This window comes from Haliea atlantica (genome assembly GCF_054779855.1).
This window is the reverse complement of the sequence record NZ_BAAGXL010000003.1, coordinates 133,201-152,798: the sequence shown is the minus strand read 5'-3', so window position 1 is coordinate 152,798 and position 19,598 is coordinate 133,201. Positions and strand designations below refer to the sequence as shown.

General features: G+C 67.0%; 12 protein-coding genes. 3 read left to right on the top strand and 9 right to left on the bottom strand.

Annotation, left to right across the window (positions count from 1 at the left end; translation table 11 throughout):
• Positions 1-323 precede the first annotated feature (323 nt).
• The 6 genes from ACYVGS_RS00740 to ACYVGS_RS00715 are packed head-to-tail and all read right to left on the bottom strand — an operon-like array spanning position 324 to position 7,322.
• Positions 324-2,024 carry a BatD family protein gene (locus ACYVGS_RS00740; RefSeq protein WP_460586712.1) on the bottom strand — a complete coding sequence of 567 codons (1,701 nt, stop codon included), beginning with the start codon at positions 2,022-2,024 and terminating at the stop codon, positions 324-326.
• The gene (locus tag ACYVGS_RS00735; protein ID WP_460586711.1) at positions 2,008-3,936 is read right to left on the bottom strand and encodes a vWA domain-containing protein; all 1,929 of its coding nucleotides are present in this window, start codon (positions 3,934-3,936) and stop codon (positions 2,008-2,010) included. Before ACYVGS_RS00735 ends, ACYVGS_RS00740 begins: the two co-directional genes overlap by 17 nt.
• Positions 3,936-4,952, bottom strand: a complete 1,017-nt coding sequence (locus tag ACYVGS_RS00730; RefSeq protein ID WP_460586710.1) for a vWA domain-containing protein — start codon at positions 4,950-4,952, stop codon at positions 3,936-3,938. The genes ACYVGS_RS00735 and ACYVGS_RS00730 overlap by 1 nt, the downstream gene beginning before the upstream one ends.
• Positions 4,949-5,425: a DUF4381 domain-containing protein gene (locus ACYVGS_RS00725; protein WP_460586709.1), complete on the bottom strand. Its 477-nt coding sequence runs from the start codon at positions 5,423-5,425 to the stop codon at positions 4,949-4,951. The genes ACYVGS_RS00730 and ACYVGS_RS00725 overlap by 4 nt, the downstream gene beginning before the upstream one ends.
• Positions 5,422-6,363, bottom strand: coding sequence for a DUF58 domain-containing protein (locus ACYVGS_RS00720; RefSeq protein ID WP_460586708.1), 942 nt, complete (start codon positions 6,361-6,363; stop codon positions 5,422-5,424). The genes ACYVGS_RS00725 and ACYVGS_RS00720 overlap by 4 nt, the downstream gene beginning before the upstream one ends.
• A gap of 2 nt (positions 6,364-6,365) precedes the next feature.
• Positions 6,366-7,322, bottom strand: a complete 957-nt coding sequence (locus ACYVGS_RS00715; protein ID WP_460586707.1) for an AAA family ATPase — start codon at positions 7,320-7,322, stop codon at positions 6,366-6,368.
• Positions 7,323-7,508: 186 nt separating this feature from the next.
• Here ACYVGS_RS00715 and ACYVGS_RS00710 point away from each other — a divergent pair, with 186 nt between their 5' ends.
• Positions 7,509-12,359 carry an NAD-glutamate dehydrogenase gene (locus ACYVGS_RS00710; protein ID WP_460586706.1) on the top strand — a complete coding sequence of 1,617 codons (4,851 nt, stop codon included), beginning with the start codon at positions 7,509-7,511 and terminating at the stop codon, positions 12,357-12,359.
• Positions 12,360-12,419: 60 nt separating this feature from the next.
• Here ACYVGS_RS00710 and rmf read toward each other — a convergent pair whose 3' ends face one another.
• The 3 genes from rmf to ACYVGS_RS00695 all read right to left on the bottom strand — a co-directional run bounded on the left by rmf (position 12,420) and on the right by ACYVGS_RS00695 (position 14,713).
• Complete coding sequence (gene rmf, locus ACYVGS_RS00705; RefSeq protein ID WP_460586705.1) at positions 12,420-12,626, bottom strand: ribosome modulation factor; 207 nt, start codon at positions 12,624-12,626, stop codon at positions 12,420-12,422.
• A 188-nt stretch (positions 12,627-12,814) separates the two neighbouring features.
• The gene (gene olsF, locus ACYVGS_RS00700; RefSeq protein WP_460586704.1) at positions 12,815-14,521 is read right to left on the bottom strand and encodes a bifunctional ornithine lipid synthase OlsF; all 1,707 of its coding nucleotides are present in this window, start codon (positions 14,519-14,521) and stop codon (positions 12,815-12,817) included.
• A 3-nt stretch (positions 14,522-14,524) separates the two neighbouring features.
• A complete protein-coding gene (locus tag ACYVGS_RS00695) occupies positions 14,525-14,713 on the bottom strand; it encodes a hypothetical protein (RefSeq protein ID WP_460586703.1) in 189 nt (62 codons plus the stop codon).
• A 231-nt stretch (positions 14,714-14,944) separates the two neighbouring features.
• On the opposite strand from ACYVGS_RS00695, the gene ACYVGS_RS00690 reads away from it, so the two are divergent.
• Both ACYVGS_RS00690 and ACYVGS_RS00685 read left to right on the top strand, forming a co-directional pair.
• A complete protein-coding gene (locus ACYVGS_RS00690) occupies positions 14,945-18,028 on the top strand; it encodes a TonB-dependent receptor (protein ID WP_460586702.1) in 3,084 nt (1,027 codons plus the stop codon).
• 62 nt (positions 18,029-18,090) lie between these two features.
• Positions 18,091-19,512 carry a hypothetical protein gene (locus ACYVGS_RS00685; protein WP_460586701.1) on the top strand — a complete coding sequence of 474 codons (1,422 nt, stop codon included), beginning with the start codon at positions 18,091-18,093 and terminating at the stop codon, positions 19,510-19,512.
• Positions 19,513-19,598 lie beyond the last annotated feature (86 nt).

Below are 19,598 nucleotides of genomic sequence, written 5' to 3'. Positions count from 1 at the left end.
CTGGCTCAGATCCTGGCTCGGCGTCGTTCTCGTTGATACTCCACAGAAATGGGCGATAGCCCCAACCCAAACTGAAGCTCGCGCCAGACCAGCAGCGGGGCCTTACCGGGCCTCTCTGGACCGTGGGCCGCATGGAAGCGGCCTACGAGCCCCCATGGACGGGTTAACGGCGTGTCCAGGGAGGCCCGGTAAGGACCCGGTGCGGTGCTGCAAGGTGCCACGCCGTGTCCAGGGGGCCCGCTAAGGCCACGCTGGGGCGCTACTGGCTCCAAAGCGAGGGGCCGGCTCCACATCGATAGGTTTGTCGTGCCAGCGGCGCGGGGTCACTCGCCGCCGGGGTAGAGCGCCAGGTCGGGTGCGGCTTGCTGGCGAGCTGGCTGCTGTCGGAGGCGGCGTACCGCGGCGAGCAGGGCGTCACCGCGCCAAGGCGTTGCCACCGGGGCGTAGAGCGCCCGCTCGAGCTCGTCGATGGCCGCCAGCAGCTCGCGATCACCCAGCCGCTCGGCCAGCGTGTACAAGTCCCTCTCGCAGCCAGCCCCCACCTGAGCCTGACACCAGTCGAGCAAAGCCCGGCGCGCCGGGGCCGGACTGTGGCTGGTGCAGGCCGCCTGCAGCTGCCGGAAGGCGCGGCCGGCGTTATTTGCCCCGCTTGCGCTGCCGCTGTGGGGGAGGTTTGCGGCACGGGTGTGGCTGCGCCACCAGAGCAGGGCGGTCAGCAACCAGCCCAGGCCCAGGCCGGCGCTGAGCAGCGGCCATAGCCAGTGTGTGGGGGTGCTGCGGGGGCCAGGTGGCGCCGCGGGAGTGGCGCTGGCAGTGCTGCGCGCGCCGGGTGCAGCGGGTTCAGCCGGCGGCGGGCTCGCGTCGATGCTGCCGGGCAGCACGGTGATGCGCTGCGCGGGAATTTCGGCGTAGCGCACGCGGTCCTCCGTGGTATCCCACCAGGGCACGCGAATGGCGGGCAGGGTGTAGTCGCCGGGTTCGGAGGCCACCAGGGCGGCGCTGTCCTGCCGCAGGCCAACCACGCCCCCGGGGTTTTCGCTGTCTTCTATTTGCGGCTGGTCGGTGTAGTAGCGCAAGCCCTCCGGGGCCTGGAAATCGATCGGCGGCAGCTGCGCGCCCTGCAGGCCTTCGGCGCGCAGGCTCAGGTTGCGGGTCAGGGAGTCGCCCACCTGGAGTGTGTCCGGATCAGCCGACCAGCTCTGTTCCAGGCTCAGGGCGCGGGCGGGCAGCCAGGTGGCGTCCTGGGGAAAGGCCGCGGGCCGGGGTTCGACCTGCAGCGTCAGGGGCTGGCTGCGTCGCTGCAGCTGGCGTCCTCCGAGTCCGAAGTTGATGCCGCTGCGGCGGGTCCGGCTCTCCCGCGCGGTGAAGGTCTGCGGGGGGATCTGCAGCTCGCCGCTGCGCTCCGGGAAGATGGCGAATCGCACTTCGTGAACCAGCCAGGGGCGTCCGTCGAGGGTGCGTTGGAAGGAGCGCTGCTCCAGTGGCACCGCGAAGGCCCGGTCTAGCTTAAGCTCGCTCAGGCTGCGCGCCTCGAGATTGACCGCCTGCTCTATGCGCAGGGTCAAAATGGCCTGCTCCTGCACATAAACCGTTTCCCGGTCCAGCTCCGCAGTGAACAACACGTCGTCGTTGCGTTCCTCGCCGGCAACCGGCTCTGCGACCTCGATGGCGATCGGGGCGGCGCCTCCGAGCGGGGGAATCTCGAGCCTGCCCTCCCGCAGGGGCGTGAGTTCCAGCGAGAGTTGCTCACTGTGGGAGCGCTCGCCGTTGATGATGCTGGTATTGCTGCTCTGGGTGCGCTGCAGGATGGCGAAGTCGGTCTCGAGGGCGCGCAGGTCAAGCTGACGCAGTTCCTCGGCACTGCCGGCGCTGATGATCAGGCTGAAACTCTCCCCCATCGCCACGGCCTGCCGGTCAACGGCAAGCTTGACTTCGGCCCGCGCCGTACCAGCGAACAGGAGGAGGGCGGCCACCAGGGACAGGGCCGCCGCGATGAGGCGCGGGTGCTTACCAGTAGGGTGCATCGTCATTCCTTGGCCGGGCGCGTTGCTGTTGGCGGCTCTGGTGGCGGAATTTTTCCCGCAGCAGGCCGGAGGGATCGTCGGGCACCCGTCGCAGCCACTGCTCCAGTGCCTGGCGGCGTTCGGCTTCCTCGGGTGTAAAGCGGGGCAGTGGCGGCGCCGTATCCTCCGCCTCACCGTCACCTTCCTCGCCCGCTTCCGGGCGTGCAGCGGCGGCCCAGGGGTTCTCCTCCGGGCCCGGGGAGCTTGGCTGCGACCCCGCGCCGCCCTGGTCATCGTCCCCCGGCGTCGGGTCCCCGGGTGGCTCGGCGCCGGGCTTGCCCTGGCGACTGGCCGCGTCGCCGCCGCTGTCTCCGGCACCCGCCGAGCTGCTGTCCTCGCCCGCGTCCGCGTCGCGGTTTTCGGGGGGCTGTTGCTCGCCCCGGGCGCCATCCTGATCCTGGCCCGATTGCGGCTGTTGCGGGTCCTGTTGTTCCTGCTTCAACAGCTCCTCGACCAGGGACAGGTTGGCCTTCGCATCCGGGCTGTCGGGGGCGCGCTGGAGCGACTCGCGGTAGGCTTCCGCCGCCGCGGCCAGCTCGCCCACCCGGGCCAGGGCATTGCCGCGGTTGTACCAGGCGTCCGCTCCGTCCCCGGCGGCGAAGGCCTCGGCCGCGGCCTGATAATGCCCGGCCCGGTAGCTCGCTGCACCGCGCCAGGCGGGGTCCTCAAACAGGCTGGCGGCCCGTTCGGGCTGCCCGGACTGCAGTGCGCGCAGAGCCTGTTGGTCCGGGCGCAGCCACCAGTCCTCCCAGACCGTTTCCGCTGTCCCGGCCGACTCCGGCTGTGGTGCCGCCTGCGCAGCCTCCGGGGAGGGAGTCGACTGTGCGTAGGCTGGCAGGGGGGTGCAGGGCAGAACCAGCAATGGCACGAGAACCAGCAGCCAGCCGCGACGAAAGCCCGCGGCGACCAGGGGCAGCAGCAGGAGCACCAGCCAGTAGCCCTGGTCCTCCCAGGTATCTGCCTGCAGGCTGGTGGCCTCGGCGCTCTCCGCGGCACTGAATAGACCCCTGTCCAGCAGGTAGTCCAGGTCGCCGCCGTCCACCCGCAGTTCGCTGTAGCGACCGCCGCCGACCTCCGCCAGGCGTCGAAGCGGCGCCGCGTCGAGCCCCGGAATCACGATCTCCCCATTGCGGTCCCGCAGGAAGCCACCGCGGGGGAGGGGCAGCGGCGCACCCTCGGGGGTTCCGATGGCGAGGACCGACAGCCGGCTGCCGCTGCCCTCCAGCTGCTGGCGGATCAGCGCCACCTGCTCGGGCTGGACACCGTCGGTCACCAGGATCAGATGGCCCCGGGGTATGCCCGCCGACGCCAGCAGGGTCAGCCCGTGGGAGACGGCCGCCGGCGCATTGCTGCCCGGCATCGGCATCATGTCGGGGTTGAGTGCCGGCAGCAGATTGGCAATGGTGCGATGGTCGTCGGTCAGCGGCGTGACCACGTGGGCATCCCCGGCCCAGGCGACCAGGGCGGTCTGACCGGCGCTGCGGCGCTCCAGCAGGTCAATCAGTTTCTGTCGCCCGCGATCCATGCGCGAGGGGGCGAGATCGGTGGACTTCATGGAATAGGACAGGTCGAGGAGCAGGACCAGGGCATCGGTGGGCTGTTCCACCGGCTGGGGCAGCTGGCGAAAGCTGGGACCTGCGGCGGCCAGACTCGCCAGTACCCAGCTCACCAGAAGCAGGGCCGGCCAGCGGCGACGGCCGACGGGGCCGCTGGCTTCCAGCAGCTCCGGCAGCAGGTCGGCGTCGATGACCTGCTCCCAGCCCCCACTGTGACGGCGGGACCGCCAGAGCAGGCCCGTCAGTAGCAGTCCCGGCAACAGGCTCCAGAGCCAGAGCGGGCGCAGGAAGTGGAAGTCCGTCACCCAGTCCATCATCACAGGCCTCCCCCCACCGCGGGGCGCCGACGGCTCAGCGCGAACAGCGCCAGGGCCAGGCCCATCGCCAGGCCCAGTGGCCAGTGCATCAGCGATTGTCGCGGGCGGTAGACCCCGCGATCCTGCTCAATCGGTTCCAGCTGGTCGAGCAGCTGATAAATGCCGCTCAGTTCCGCCGGGTCGCGGGCGCGGAAATAGCGACCGCCGGTCTGCTCGGCGATCGCCACCAGGGTCTGTTCGTCGAGCTCCGCCGAGGGGTTGACGGTGCGACTGCCCAGGCTGGAACCGAACAGGCCGGGCAGGGTGAGTTCCTCGGCACCCACACCGATGGTGTAGATGCGGATGCCCAGCTGGGCCGCCAGTCGTGCCGCCTCGAGTGGGCGCACGCTGCTGGCATTGTCCTGGCCGTCGGTCAGCAGGACCAGGACGCGCTGGTCCTGGGGGCGGTCCCTGAGGCGCTTTACGGCCAGGCCGATGGCGTCACCGATGGCGGTTTCCTGCCCGGCGAAGCCGATCTGTGATTCGCGTAAAAAGGTCTCCACGGTTCGGGTGTCGAAGGTCAGGGGCGACTGGACATAGGCGTTGCTGCCGAAAAGGATCAGACCGACGCGATCGCCCTGGCGGCGGGCCATGAAATCGGCGCACACCGCCTTGACCGCGTCGATGCGGCGCAGGCGCTGGTCGCCCACCTGCATGTCCTCGACCCGCATGCTGCCGGAGATGTCCATGGCCAGCATCAGGTCGCGCCCGCTGCGCGGCAGCTCCACCGGGTCGCCGATCCACGCCGGGCGCGCGGCAGCTGCCAGCAGTGCCAGCCAGAGCAGACTGAGGAGGAGGGTATGCAGCGGACGTCGAGGGTGGCCAGCTGCGTCTCCGCTGCTGCCCGTAACTCGCTGCCAGAGACCGGCGAAAGGTGCCCGCAAGCGCGGCAGCTTGCCATGGGCCGGTGGGGTGAATTGCCACACCAGCCACGGCAGCGGCAGCAGCAGCAGTACCCAGGGCCACTGCCAGATCATGACTGCGGTCCCCGATGACGGCGTACCCAGAGCTCCGCGGCCGCGAGCAGGGCCGGGGCATCCGGCTCTTCGGGGGCCCTCGCATAGCCCGCCTCGGCGAGGGGCTCCAGGGCCGGCAGCGGCTGGGGACAGCTCTGTTGCAGAAAGGTTAGCCACTCGCCTCCGCTCAAGGGCGCGACCTGGCTGCGCGGCCAGGCGCGCAGACTGGTGGCCTTGAGGATCCGGTTGGTCTGCTGCACCAGGCGCGCCGCGTCCCGGTGCGCCTGCCAGTCGCTGGCGACTGCTTGCAGCGCGGCTGCGGCCACGCGGCGGTAGCGGTTGCGCTGCCAGCGCCGCCAGATCATCCAGAGGCCGCCGGTCAGGGCGAGCAGGAGCAGGCCTGCCAGCACCCACCAGCCCGGCGCCGGGGGCCACCAGCCGGGCTCGGCGGGCAGGCGCAGGGGCTGCAGGGCCGCGAGAGGATCCGGGTTCATCGGCGGTCTCCGAAGCAGGCCTGCAGGAGGCGCAGGGGCGATTCCCGGGTGCTCGCCTGCAACAGCGGAATCCCGAGACGCCCGAGAGTCTCCTGAAGCCGGCTCTGTTCCCGCTCGCGCAAACTCTGGTAGCGCTGGCGAAGCCGCGGGTCAGCGCTGTCCAGTTCCACGGCTTGCACCCCATCGGTCACGGCATAGCGACCCGGCGGCGGCAGCTGTGCCTCGGCGGGATCGGTCACCTGGATGGCCAGCACTTCGGTGTGCTCCGCCAGTCGGAACCACTGCTCCCGCACGGCCTCGCTGTCGGCACCCTGGAAGTCACTGACCAGGTAGACACTGCTGCCCGGGCGCGCCACCCGGCGCAGCTTTCCCAGCATGGCGGCAAAATCATCGGCGCCTGGGCGCGCCGTCAGTGGCAGTGCCGCATTGCTGGCCTGCACGCGGGACAGCAGGGCCAGGACTGCCTTGCGACTGCGCCGCGGCCGGATGTCGTGGTGGTCCGCATCGTCGAAGACCACACCCCCAACGCGGTCGCCTTCGCCCAGGGCGGCCCAGGCCAGCAGGGCGCCGAGGTGGGCGGCGAGCACCGACTTGAAGCAGTGGCGGGAGCCGAAGAACAGGCTGTTGCGCTGGTCGACCACGATCAGCACTGGCCGCTCGCGCTCTTCCCGGAAGAGTTTGGTGTGGGCCTGCCCGGTGCGGGCGGTGACGCGCCAGTCAATGCTGCGCACATCGTCCCCTGGCTGGTAGGCGCGCACTTCCTCGAAATCGATGCCGCGCCCGCGGAAGCTGGAGCGGCGGCCGCCGGCCAGCGCCGCCAGGGCACGCCGGCGACGGCGCAGGGAAAGGCGCGTGGCGGAGAAGCGCAGGCCGATCAGGGTGGCCAGGTCGATCCGGGCGCCGCGAGCGGGCCGGGTGGCGTCGCGCAGGCCGCTCACGCTTAGCCCGCGGGCACCCTGGCCAGCAGTTCCCGGATCACCCGGTCCGGACTGATGCCGTTGGCCTCGGCTTCAAAGCCCAGTATCAGGCGGTGTCGAAGGACATCCGGCGCCACCGCCTGCACGTCATCGGGGGTGACGAAATCGCGACCGCGCAGCCAGGCCAGGGCGCGGCTGCAGCGATCCAGCGCGATGCTGGCCCGGGGGCTGGCACCGAATTCGATCCACTCCGCCAGTTCCGCGGCATAGTCTCCCGGCTGGCGGGTCGCCACCACTAGTTGCACCAGGTACTGCTCCACGGCCTCGGCCATGTGCAGGCCCAGCACCTCGCGGCGCGCGGCCAGGACCTGCTCCTGGCTCAGCAAGGCCGGTGGGCGGGCGCTGTCACCGCCGGCCTCCTCGCGGGTCAGGCGCAGGATTTCGGTTTCCGCGGCGGCGTCGGGATAGTCGACGCGGACGTGCATCAGGAAACGGTCCAGCTGGGCTTCCGGCAGGGGGTAGGTGCCCTCCTGCTCGATCGGGTTCTGGGTGGCCATGACCAGGAACAGCGCCGGCAGGGGCCAGGTCTCGGAACCCACGGACACCTGGCGTTCGGCCATCGCCTCCAACAGAGCGGATTGCACTTTCGCGGGGGCCCGGTTGACCTCGTCGGCCAGCACCAGGTTGTGAAAGATCGGCCCCTTCTGGAAATGAAAACTGCCGTCCTGGGGGCGGTAGATTTCGGTGCCGGTCACATCCCCGGGAAGCAGGTCCGGGGTGAACTGTACCCGGTGAAAACTGCCCTCGATGCCTTCCGCCAGGCTCTTGATGGCACGCGTCTTGGCCAGACCGGGCGCGCCTTCCACCAGCAGGTGTCCATCGGCCAGCAGGGCTATCAGCAGTCGCTCCACCAAATGTCGCTGCCCGATTACCTGGCGGCAAAGCCAGTCTTCCAGAGTCCTGATGTCCGTGGTCGCCACGCGTGCTCCTCGATGCTTTTCCGGCTGTGCGGGCGGGCCGCCCGGCGGGCATTGTAGCCTCTCCCCGGGGTGACTTCACCCGCTTGCGAAAGCCTGTGACGGAGGCGCTGTGCAAAAGTTCCAGACACTTTGCTGGCCCACTGCACTAGACTGGAGGTGACAGGAATCTGGCCAGAGGGAGGCGACATGGCGTGGGACGCAGTCAAGCAGGATCTTCTCGAGGCGCTTGCTGCGCGCATTGAACAGCGCAGTGATGGCGCCGACCGCGCCTCTCTGCACAACCTGGCCAGTGTCTTTCTCAGCCGTTTCCCGCCCGAAGACATGCGGCACCGCACCGTGGAGGACGTCTACGGCTGCCTCTACGGGCTGTTGCGCTTCATGGATGGCTGGCAGGCGGAAGAGGGGCCCCGGGTGCGCATTTTCAACCCCGACGTGCAGACCCATGGCTGGGAGAGCAAGTACACCGTCATCGCCGTGCTGTGCCGGGACATGCCTTTCTGTACCGCGTCGGTGCGCGGGGAGCTGAACCAGCGCAACATCCGCATCCACGCCCTGGCCAGCTGCAACCTGGAGGCGCAGCGCGGGGCGGGCGGCAGTCTGCAAGAGGTCCTGGCCGCGGAGGACGAGGGCCAGCGCGCGGGCAGTTCCCACGAAAGCCTGCTCTACTTCGAGATCAGCCGGCATTCCTTCCCCGACCAGTTGGAGGAACTGCGCACGACCCTGGTGGATATTCTCGATGAAGTCGGGCGTGTTGTGGATGACTTTTCCGCCATGCGGGCCCGCCTGGACCAGGCCATGGAGGCCATTGCCGGCAGCGCCTGTGTGGAGGCGCCCCTGCGGGAGGAAGCCGTGGAGTTCCTGCGCTGGCTTGCCAGTGACCGCATGACCTTCCTCGGCTATGAATACCTGACGGTGTCGCGCCAGGGCCCCGAGGTGCGTGTCGAGGTGGCGGACGAGCACAGCCTGGGCATGCTGCGCCAGCGCCAGACCCGCGGTGCCATGGACCTGCAGGCCGATCTCCACAGCATGGGGCCCGACGAACTCCAGCGTCGTCAGCTGAGTTTCGCCAAGTCCCGGGTGCGCTCGCGGGTGCACCGCCAGGCCTATCCGGATTATGTCGAAGTGAAGGTTTTCGATGCCGACGGCGACGTGGTTGGCCAGCACCGCTTTATTGGTCTCTACACCTTCTCGGTCTACACGACCAATCCCAGCCTGATTCCGATTCTGCGGCGCAAGGTGGCCGAAGTGATCCAGCAGTCCGGCCTCGATCCGAGCGAGCACGATGGCCGCGAGCTGACCCGGGTGCTGGAACAGTTCCCCCGCGACGAGCTGTTCCAGTCCAGTACCCGGGAGCTGTGTACCACGGCGCTGGCCGTGAACCGCATTCAGGAGCGCCGGCAGACGCGCCTGTTCGTTCGTCGCGATGCCCACGGGAAGTTTTTCAGCTGCCTGGTCTACATGCCCCGTGACCGCTACAACACCGAGCGCCGGACCCGGGTTCAGGAGATACTCTGTCGCGCCCTGGGTGCCGAGGAAGCCGAGTTCACCACGCACTTTTCCGAGTCTGTGCTGGTGCGCGTGCATTTTGTCCTGCGGGTGGACCCCACCGCCGAATTGAGCTGGGACGCCAATGAACTGGAGGAGCAGATTGTGCAGGCAACCCTGGCGTGGGAGGACCGGCTGCGCAGCCGTCTGATTGACGAGTTTGGCGAGGAGAACGGCGAGCGCTACACCCGCGAGCTGGGGAACGGCTTCCCCCCGGGCTACCGCGACGACTTCGATCCGCGCGTGGCGGTGCTGGATATCCGTCGTATCCTGCGCCTGCAGGTGGGGGAGCGCCTGGGCATGAGCCTGTACCGGCTGCTCGAGGAGGGTCCCGAGCGCCTGCGCCTGCGCCTCTACCACCGTGGCGACTCACTGCCCCTGTCGGATGTGCTGCCGATCCTGGAAAACCTCGGTCTGCGGGTGGTGGCCGAGCGCCCCTACGGCGTGCGCGCGAGCGATGGCGAACGCTACTGGATCCAGGAGTTCAGCCTGATCTATTCGCTGTCCCGGGACATCGACCTGGAGCAGGTGCGCGACGATTTCGAGGATGCCTTCGCGCGCATCTGGTTCGGCGATGCGGAGAATGATTCCTTCAACCGCCTGTTGCTGGGCACCCGGCTCAACTGGCGTGAAATTGCCCTCCTGCGTGCCTACGCCCGCTATCTGCGGCAGATCCGCTTTCCCTACAGCGTCGACTACATCGCCGAGACCATGGCCAACCACCTGCAGCTCAGCGCCAGTATCGTCGAGCTCTTCCTGACCCGTTTTTCCCCGGTATTCGACGGTGATGAAGCGTGGCGGAGGCAGCGCGAGGAAACCGTGGAACAGCGCATCCTGGATGCCCTGGAGCAGGTGCCCAATCTCGGCGAGGACCGCATTATCCGCGAGTATGTGACACTGATCCGGGCCACCCTGAGAACCAATTTCTTCCAGCAGGGCAGCGACGGCGGGCTGAAACCCTATTTCTCCTTCAAGCTGCGGCCAGCGGATATCCCCGACATGCCCGCGCCGGTGCCGATGTACGAGATTTTCGTCTACTCGCCGCGGGTGGAGGGGGTACACCTGCGCGGCGGCAAGGTGGCCCGCGGCGGCCTGCGCTGGTCCGATCGGCTGGAGGATTTTCGCACCGAAGTGCTGGGCCTGGTGAAAGCCCAGCAGGTGAAGAACGCGGTGATCGTGCCGGTCGGCGCCAAGGGCGGCTTTGTGGCCAAGTGCCTGGCACCGGGCATGGATCGCGAGGCGGTTCAGGCAGAGGGTATTGCCTGCTACCAGACTTTTATCCGCGGCCTGCTGGATATTACCGACAACCGCGTGGACATCGGGGTTGAGCGTCCGCCGCTGGTGGTGGCCACGGACGACGAGGATCCCTACCTGGTCGTGGCGGCGGACAAGGGCACGGCTAGCTTCTCCGACATCGCCAATGCGCTTTCCCGGGAGTACCGCTTCTGGCTGGGGGATGCTTTCGCGTCCGGGGGCAGCGTCGGTTACGACCACAAGAAGATGGGGATTACCGCCCGCGGGGCCTGGGTGTCGGTGCAGCGCCATTTCCGCGAGCTGGGGCTGAACGTGCAATCCACCGATTTCACCGTGGTGGGCATCGGCGACATGGCCGGCGACGTGTTCGGTAACGGCATGCTGCAGTCACCGCACATCCGCCTGGTGGCCGCTTTCAACCACCAGCACATCTTCCTCGACCCGGAGCCGGATACCCGGGCCAGCTACCTGGAGCGCGAGCGCCTGTTCCGCTTGCCGCGCTCGAGTTGGGCCGATTACGACAGCGACCTGATTTCGGAAGGCGGCGGCGTGTTTTCCCGCGCGGCCAAGTCGATCCCGCTGTCGCGCCAGGTGCGCGACCTACTGGCCATTGAGCGGGACCACCTGACCCCGAACGAGCTGATCACCTACATCCTCAAGGCACCGGTGGACCTGCTCTGGAACGGGGGTATCGGCACCTATGTCAAGGCCAGCAGCGAATCCCACGTCGATGTTGGTGACAAGTCCAATGACGCGGTGCGCGTGGACGGCCGCGAGTTGCGCTGCCGGGTGGTGGGGGAGGGTGGCAACCTCGGCATGACCCAGCTGGCGCGGATCGAGTACTGCCTGAATGGCGGGCGCTCCAATACCGACTTTATCGACAATGCCGGTGGTGTCGACTGCTCCGACCACGAGGTCAATATCAAGATCCTGCTGAATGCCGTGGTCGACCGCGGGGACATGACCCGCAAACAGCGGGATGCACTGCTTGAGTCGATGACCGACAGCGTGGCCGAGCTGGTGCTGTCGAACAACTACCGGCAGACCCAGGCGATCAGCCTCGCCGCCTGGCAGTCGGCGGAGCGCAGCGGCGAGTTCCGGCGCTTCATCAGCCACCTGGAGGAGAGCGGCCGCCTCAATCGGGAGCTGGAATTCATGCCCAGCGACCAGGAGCTCGCTGACCGACGGATCCAGGGGCAGGGGCTGACGCGGCCGGAGATCGCTATCCTGGTGTCCTACTCCAAGGCCATTCTCAAGGAAGAGCTGATCGCCTCGGATCTGGGCCGCGACCCGCTGCTGAGCGCCGCCGTGTCCACTGCCTTCCCGCGGCAGCTGGTGGATCGCTTCCCCGAGGATGTCGAAGAGCATCGCCTGCGCCGGGAAATCATGTGTACCCAGGTGACCAACGACATCGTCAACCGGGTCGGCTTCAACTTTGTCGCGCGCCTGCGCAAGGCCACTGGGGCCCCGGTGGCGGACATTGCCCGGGCCTATACCGCTGTGACCCATATCTATGCCGTCGGCGAGACCTGGGACGCGATCGAGGCCCTGGACTACCGGGTGGATGCCGGCGTACAGCAGGAGATGATCTACAGTCTGGTCCGGCTGGTAAGGCGCGCCGCCCGCTGGCTGCTGCGCAATCGCCGTCACGAGCTTTCGCCCAGTACGGCGATTGCCGAGTTTTCCGAGGGGGTGTCCCTGCTGCGCCAGGCACTGCCGGGGCTGTTGCGGGGGCGTGCCGCCGAGCAGTACCGCCATCTCGCCGAGCGCTACATGGCGGCGGGGGTGGATCAGTCGCTGGCGGAACATGTGGCGGCTGCCGCACAGGCCTATACCCTGCTGGGGATTGTCCAGGCGGCGGGGGAAACCGGCGCCGACATGACCGCGGTGGCGGAGCTCTACTTTGACCTCGGTGAGCGCCTGGAACTGGACTGGTTCAGTGGCCTGATTCTGGACAGCAAGGTCGATAACGAGTGGCAGGCCCTGGCGCGTGACACCTACCTGGAAGACCTCGAGTGGCAGCAGCGCACCTTGGCGGTGGGCGTCCTGAGGGCCACGGAGGAAGGGGGAGATACCGAGAGTGGCCTGGCGGCCTGGTCCGAGCGCCAGGGCAGCCTGCTGGCGCGCTGGCAGGAGATGATTACCGAGTTGCACACGACCGACTCACCGGACTTTGCCATGTTTGCCGTGGCCAACCGGGAGTTGCTGGACCTGGCGCAGAGCAGCCTGCGCGCCTGAGTTGCCGGCCGGGCAGGTCACGGCCTGCCCGGCCCCGTGGACGGGATTGTCAGAAGCGGGTCAGGAGGACACGCGCATCTTGTGAACGCCCGACACACCGGTCAGGCCATCCCACTGGTCGACACGGCCTTCGCGCCAGCCGGTAATCCAGGCCTGTCGCTGTTCCTCGTTGCCATGCGGGCAGAGGTCGGCGCTGCGGCCCGAAAGGCCCGCCCGGTAACCCCTGTCGAATGCTCTGGAACCCATGTCGCGCTTCTGTTTCTTCATAGATTTGACCTCCAATCGTCGCATCTTGGTGTGCCCAGGAGGGCACAGCCCCATCCAATCACAGGCCCAGGGGGGGTGTCGACTATCAATTTGGAACAAGGAGCCGGGTGCTTATAACCCCGGCCGGCGGTTCGCCGGGGCTCGCGCCGGGAGCTTCGATGCAGGCCTTGCGGGGAGGTGTTCCCGGCTCAGTCCGGGAGGGTGGCCTCCCCCAGGTAGCGGCGGCGCTTGGCCGGCTTGAGCCGGGTCAGGTCGACCACCACCAGGGCATCGACACAGTCGCCGAAGAGTGGGTCGACGTTGAAGGGGCCGACGCCGATGCCGTCGGCTTCCGCGACCTGAGCGTAATGCTTGAACAGGGTCGGCAGGCCCAGGCCCTGTTCCGCCAGCCAGGTTTTCAGGGCGGCTAGATCCTCGCTCGGCGCTTCCCCGGGGCAAGGCCCCTTGCTCCCGGGCAGTGGATTGCGCGCCCGGACATCCAGTGGCAGCGCACGGTAGTGGCCGGCGTAGTAGCGGGCGATACGCTGGATGGTTTCCTCCCCGTAGAGGCGGCTGATGGAAACTGGTCCGTAGAGGTAGCGAAAACGCGGGTAACGGCGGAGAAAGGCACCGATACCCTGCCACAGGTAATCGAGAGCCTGCCGGTTCTGGTAGCGCGGTTGGACAAAGCTGCGCCCCAGCTCCAGCCCGGCTGCCAGCAGCGGCTGCATGCCCGGTCCGAAGCTGAACAGGCTGTGGCTATACAGGGCCTCGGGGCCGCCGGATTGCAATAGTGCCGCGCTATCGCCAAGCCGATAGGCGCCGGCGATTTCCAGGTCGCGATCGTCCCAGAGCACCAGCTGCAGGTAGTCGCGATCGTGGCGGTCGAGATCGCGGGGCTTGCCGGTGCCCTCGCCAACCGTGCGGAAAGTCAGCTCCCGCAGCCGGCCCAGTTCGCGCATGACGCAGGGCGCCTCCCCGGCGCGCACCAGCAGAATCGACTTGCCGTCCTGGGTTCGACCCAGGTTCTCGCTCAGGGCCAGTTCGCGACGCAGGAGGATCCGGTTCTCCGGTGCCGCGACAGTATCGATGCTGTCGAAGACCGGCCGCGCATTGCGCGGCAGGCGGTACAGGTGACGTCGGAATAAGCGCGCCAGGTGTTTCGGGCTGCCCTCGATGGCGCTGTAGTGCTCCCAGGGCACCGGGCGGCCCAGGCGTACCTCGACCGCGTTGTGGCGCTGGTGGAACATCTCGCGCACCAGCCAGAGGGTGGATAGGGGGCGGGCCAGTATCGAGAGCCCATAGAAGAACAGCGAGTTGCGCCCGCCGACATGCACCGGCAGTACCGGGCTGCGGGTGGCGCGGGCCAGGCTGACAAAGCCGCTTTGCCAGGCGCCGTCGCGAATGCCGGTGGGGCCGAAGCGGGAGACTTCCCCGGCGGGGAAAATGATCAGCGCGCCCTCGGCCTGCAGGTGCTCCCGCAAGCGGCGCAGTTGCCCCCGCGGTGTGCCTCCCTGCAGATTGTTGACCGGCAGCAGCAGCGGCCGCAGGGGTTCAATCGCCGTCAGCAGATCGTTGGCCACGACCTTGACGTCCGTGCGCACGCTGCTGACCAGGTGCAGCAGGGCGAGGCCATCCAGCGAGCCTATCGGGTGATTGGCCACGATCACCACCCGGCCGCTGGCGGGTATCCGGGCGCGCTCGCGGTCGCGCACCTTGAAGCTGAAATCGAAGTACTCCAGTGCCTGCTCGACAAAGTCGAGGCCCTGCAGGTGGGGGTAGCGCTGGCCAAAATCGGCGAATCGCTGGACCCGGAACAGGCGATTGAGACTGCGAATCAAGGTCCTGCCCACACGTTGATGTCGGGCGAAGAAATCCGGGTAGCGGGACTCCAGGGTCGCTTGCAGGTCGAGCATGGCTCAGATCCCGCGCTCGGCGAGCAGGTCGAAGTCATCGCGTCCCAGCCAGGTGACCGGATGGCGCGGCTGATGCCGTCCCGCGGGAGCCTGGACCACGCGGATTTCCCCGCCCTGTCTCAGAAACTCCTCCACCTGGCGGGCGATATCCGCCCGTTCGCGTTCCTTCTGTGTGGCGTGCTGTGGGGTCATGGCAGTAGCCTCCGTCGGTGTGGTGTTCGGCCTCCACCTTCCGTCGCGGCTGTTGCAGGAATGTGATTGCACGGTGAAGTTTTGGTGACGCAGGGGCGCCTGTCACATAACTGTCATCCCGCCATCACGATGCTGTCATACAAGCCACCTAACCTGCGCGTTGTATCGGGGAGGGGCGGATCCATGGCCCCGGATGCCCCACACATTGACAACGTTGCCAGGGAACTCCGAATGAAGCCGATTTTCTCCCGTCACAGCGCCGCCGCCATGTTGCTTTGCTCCGCCTCCTGGATCGCCCACGCGGCGGACGAACTGGTGGTTCAGGTGAGTCAGAATGGCGCCTCCGCCACCGGGCTCGCCGTGGTGCTTGACGGTGGGGAGCGCAAGGTCCTGGACGCGACCGGCCTGGTGCAATTCGATTTGCGCGGTGGTGCCCACAGCCTGCAGGTGCTGGATGGTGATCAGGTGCTGCACTCCTTTCGCTTCAGTGCTGCGAGCGGCCAGTTGGCGGATGTGCTGATTCGCTTGCAGGACGGTCAGGAAGCCACGGCGCAGGTGGAATCCTACTTCACGACGGAAAGTGCTGCACAGCGTGCCCAGGCGCTGCCCGGCCGGGTCCAGGGCCGCATCACCAGTGGCGGGGACCCGGTGTCGGGCGCCACGCTGGAGCTGTCCGGCGGTGTGAGCCGCAGCGTGACCACCGACGCCAACGGGCGCTATCAGCTCGAGGCGCCGCGCGGCGTCTACACCTTGACCATCAGCCACCCGGACCTCGGTACGCGCAGCGTCGAGCAGTACCGGGTGATTGCCAGCGCCGTGAAAGCCTCGGACTTCAGCCTGCGCCGTCGCGAGGGCGGTCAGGTCGCCATTGCCATGCCGCAGATCGAGGAAGTCACCGTGGTCGCCAGCATGGCGGCTACCGGCATGCAGGAGAGCGAGCGCTACGCCACCAACGTCATCAACACCCTGGACGTGGAGGAGCTGTCCCGCTTCGGCGATACCGATGTCGCCGCCTCGGTGGTGCGGGTACCCAGTGTCACGGTGCAGGACGGCCAGTTCATCTTCATCCGCGGCCTCGGCGATCGCTATGTCACCAGCACCCTGAACGGAGCCCAGTTGCCGAGCACCAACCCGAGCAAGCGCACGGTACCCCTGGACCTGTTCCCCAGCAACATGGTCGAGCAGCTGGACATCCGCAAGAGCTACCTGGCCACCATGCCCGGGGAGAGCACCGGCGGCAGCCTGGAAATCAACACCCGTACCTTCCCCAACGAACGCGGCGGCAAGCTGTCTGCCCAGATCGGCTACGTGGATGGCGTGACGCTGGAGGATGCCCTGGTGGACCCCACCAGCGGTGACTGGGATTTCGTCGGTATCGACGACGGCTCCCGGGACCGCCCGATCATCGCCTACGCGGTGTCGAAGGCCCTCGATCAGCCGGAGTTTCTCAACCCCGCCGTGCAGCAGCAGCTCGGCATACTCGGCGCCCAGGCGTTGACCGACAACCTGCAATACGACGAGGAAACTGCACTGCCGGACATGGTCCTCGGGGCCAACTACGGAGACGTCCACGACATCGACTGGCTGGGCGGTGAGCTGGGTTACTTCGTCGCCGGCAACTACCGCAATGAACGCGGCGTGCGCAAGGACGGTGTGCGGCGCACCTACGGCGGCGTCAATGCCTCCCGCGTCCTCGATGATTTCAGCTTCGAGCAGTTCGACAATGTCATCGACATGAACGGCCTGCTCTCCCTGGGATACAACGTCGGGCAGAGCAGCTACACCTCCAATACCATCATCTCCCGGGTCACCGAGGAGAGTGTGCGCTACGAGGAAGGGGTCGATGGCGACGAGCTGAATCCCTCTCTCAACTGGACCATCCAGTGGGAGGAGCGGCAGTTCATTTCCCAGCAGTTTACCGGCGAGCACATTCTCGGCGACGACGAGGCCTGGACCCTGCGCTGGCAGGGCACCGCCAGCAGCGCGCGGCGGGACGCGCCCGACCGTCGCGAAGTGCGCTTTGACCTCCAGGACGGCGACGGGGTCTATAACCTGCAGACCGCCGAGCTGATTCGCCGCTACGACGACCTGATCGACGAGAACTTCGACGGTTCGGTGGACCTGGAATACCTCTTCTCCAACGGTGACCTCGAGTCGACACTCAAGGTCGGCGCCAACGCCATTCATCGCGAACGGGATTCCGATTCCGATACCTACGGTTTCCAGGGTGGCCTGCTGGCCATTGACGACAACGCGCCCAACCTGCGGGTGGACGATGTCATCAACGACCAAACCATCACCGGGGTCAATGCCACCGGCATCAACTTCCTCGACAAGACCCTGCCCAGCGACAGCTACGAAGCCGAGCTCGACCTCAACAGCGTGTTCTTCTCCTGGGACGGACTTTGGAATCTCAAGTACCAGTTCATCGTCGGCCTGCGCTACGAGCAGTACGAGCAGACCACCGACACCTTCTCCCTGGCGGGTGCTCAGGCGCCGGTGCAGTCGGTGCTGGAGGAAGATTCGCTGCTGCCGACGCTGGGCTTCAACTGGTTCATTACCGACGAGCAGCAGCTGCGCTTTGCGGTCTCGCGCACCGTGGCGCGGCCGGACTTCAAGGAGACCTCCAACGCCACCTTCTACGACAACGAGTTCAACTTCCGGGTCCGCGGCAACCCCAACCTCCGGGTTTCCGACGTCACCAACTACGATCTGCGCTGGGAGAAATACTGGTCTGACCAGGAGTCGGTCAGTGTGGCACTGTTCTACAAGGACATGCAGGATCCGATCGAGCGGGTGGTGCAGCCGGCTTCCGGTACCGCGGGAAATTCGCGCACCTTCCAGAATGCCGAATCCGCGGAAATCATGGGCGTGGAAATCGACGGTCGCAAGGAGTTCCCGCTGGATGACAGCTACACCCGCAGCTTCTTCGTCGCGGCCAATGCCAGCTACATCGATTCCGAAGTGACCCTGCAGAATGCCAGCAAGCGCGACCTCCAGGGCGCGCCGGACTACACCCTTAACCTGATTTTCGGTTACGACGACATCGCCAGCGGTCACGAGCTGACCCTGCTGCTCAACCAGAGCGGCGAAACCATTGTCGATGTCGGCGTTTCCGGCCAGCCCGATGTGATTCTCGAACCGCGGCTGGACCTGAACCTGGTGTATCGCTACGCCCTGAGCGACGACTTCGTCTTCCGCGTCAAGGCGGAAAACATCCTCGACGAGGCGGTCGAGTTCACCCAGGGCGGCAATATCTTCCAGGGCTACAAGCGCGGCTTTGAGCTCAAGGCCGGTTTCGAATGGACCTTCTGATGCAGGCCCCCACCGGAGTGTCGGCAACCCTTTCCTATTCAGGCAACCACCCAGGAGTCGTTATGCAACTGAAAAAACTGGCCATCGCCACCGCGGTCGCCGCATCCTTTACCGGTCTCTACGGCTGTTCCGATGGCGACAAGGCCACGGTCAACATCGATGCGCCCACCAACGTTACCAACCCGCCGCCCACCGATGGCGGCAACAGCGGCACGGCATCCGACTGCCCCGAGTGGGCCGCCGCCAAACCGCGCCTGTCCGATGGCACCGACGTGTGTCAGCTGCCCGCCACCATCCTGCAGGACCGTACCCTGACCAGCGACAAGCGCTGGTTCATGGAGTCCCGGGTCACCGTGGGGAACGGCAACCAGGAGATGTCCGTGGATGAGGGTATCCTGGCCAGTGGCGAGAACGTGGTCTCCGCCACCCTCAGCATCCAGCCGGGCACGGAAATCGTCGGTCAGACCGGCAGCTTCGCGAACCTGATCATCACTCGCGGCTCGAAGATCATGGCAGAGGGCACCGCCGATGCACCGATCATCTTCAGTTCCGACGATGACGGCTACGACGGCACCGGGGAGTGGGGCGGTCTGATCCTCCACGGCTATGCACCCCACAACGAATGCCTGATGGCCGACATGGGCGCGGTCGCCTGCAACGTCGACTCCGAGGGTGAATCCGGCTTCGGCGGCGGCTACAGCCCCGAGGACAACAGCGGTGTGCTGCGCTATGTCGTGGTCACCGAGGGCGGCTTCGAGTTCGCCACCGGCAACGAGATCAACGGTATCTCGCTGATCGGCGTGGGCTCCGGTACCGAGCTGGAGTACATCCAGGTCAACAGCAATGCCGACGACGGCATTGAATACTACGGCGGTACCGTCAACACCCGCTACATCGTGCTCACCGGCAACCTGGACGACTCTGTCGACTGGGACGAGGGCTTCCAGGGTAACATCCAGTACGCCCTGATCGTGCAGAGCCCCGACACCAGCGGCAACATCATCGAGGCGGACACCGAGGGCACCCTGGACTTCCTGTCCAAACCGACCCTGGCCAACGCGACTTTCGTGGGTGACGGCGCCAAGACTACCGGCGCGGTCTTCAAGGCGACCTCCGGCGGCTTCCTGCACCACTCGGTGATCACCTTCGCCAACGCCGGTGAAACCACCTGTGTCGACTCCAGCGCTGCAGCCCAGGTGGGTACGGAACTGGTGTTTACCAACGTCGTCGCCGACTGCGACCTGTCGGGGGATGTCAACCTGCTGCCGAGCCTGGTGAGCGATGTCCAGCTGGACGCCAACTACGCCTCGCAGGCTGCCGAGTCCGCATCGGTTGGTGTGCTCGACATCGACAACATCAACAGCACCTATGCCGAGAGTGTCGCCGATCCGGCCTTCTTCGATGCCACCGACTTCGCCGGCGCCGTCGATCCCAGTGCCAGCAGCACCTGGTACGAGGGCTGGACCCTGGACGGCACGCTGTAAACCCCGCACCACAGCCGACCGGAGCCCCTCGAGGGCACCGGCCGAGCCAGCCTTACCCCTTGACGCGCCGGCCCCCTGTCGGCGCT

What these genes read in the sequence shown, in the direction of transcription:
- ACYVGS_RS00710 (WP_460586706.1), top strand. Translation starts at nt 7,509, where the DNA reads ATGGCGTGGGACGCAGTCAAGCAGGATCTTCTCGAGGCGCTTGCTGCG.
- ACYVGS_RS00735 (WP_460586711.1), bottom strand. Translation starts at nt 3,936, where the DNA reads ATGATGGACTGGGTGACGGACTTCCACTTCCTGCGCCCGCTCTGGCTC.
- ACYVGS_RS00695 (WP_460586703.1), bottom strand. Translation starts at nt 14,713, where the DNA reads ATGACCCCACAGCACGCCACACAGAAGGAACGCGAACGGGCGGATATC.
- ACYVGS_RS00730 (WP_460586710.1), bottom strand. Translation starts at nt 4,952, where the DNA reads ATGATCTGGCAGTGGCCCTGGGTACTGCTGCTGCTGCCGCTGCCGTGG.
- ACYVGS_RS00725 (WP_460586709.1), bottom strand. Translation starts at nt 5,425, where the DNA reads ATGAACCCGGATCCTCTCGCGGCCCTGCAGCCCCTGCGCCTGCCCGCC.
- olsF (WP_460586704.1), bottom strand. Translation starts at nt 14,521, where the DNA reads ATGCTCGACCTGCAAGCGACCCTGGAGTCCCGCTACCCGGATTTCTTC.
- ACYVGS_RS00690 (WP_460586702.1), top strand. Translation starts at nt 14,945, where the DNA reads ATGAAGCCGATTTTCTCCCGTCACAGCGCCGCCGCCATGTTGCTTTGC.
- ACYVGS_RS00740 (WP_460586712.1), bottom strand. Translation starts at nt 2,024, where the DNA reads ATGCACCCTACTGGTAAGCACCCGCGCCTCATCGCGGCGGCCCTGTCC.
- ACYVGS_RS00685 (WP_460586701.1), top strand. Translation starts at nt 18,091, where the DNA reads ATGCAACTGAAAAAACTGGCCATCGCCACCGCGGTCGCCGCATCCTTT.
- rmf (WP_460586705.1), bottom strand. Translation starts at nt 12,626, where the DNA reads ATGAAGAAACAGAAGCGCGACATGGGTTCCAGAGCATTCGACAGGGGT.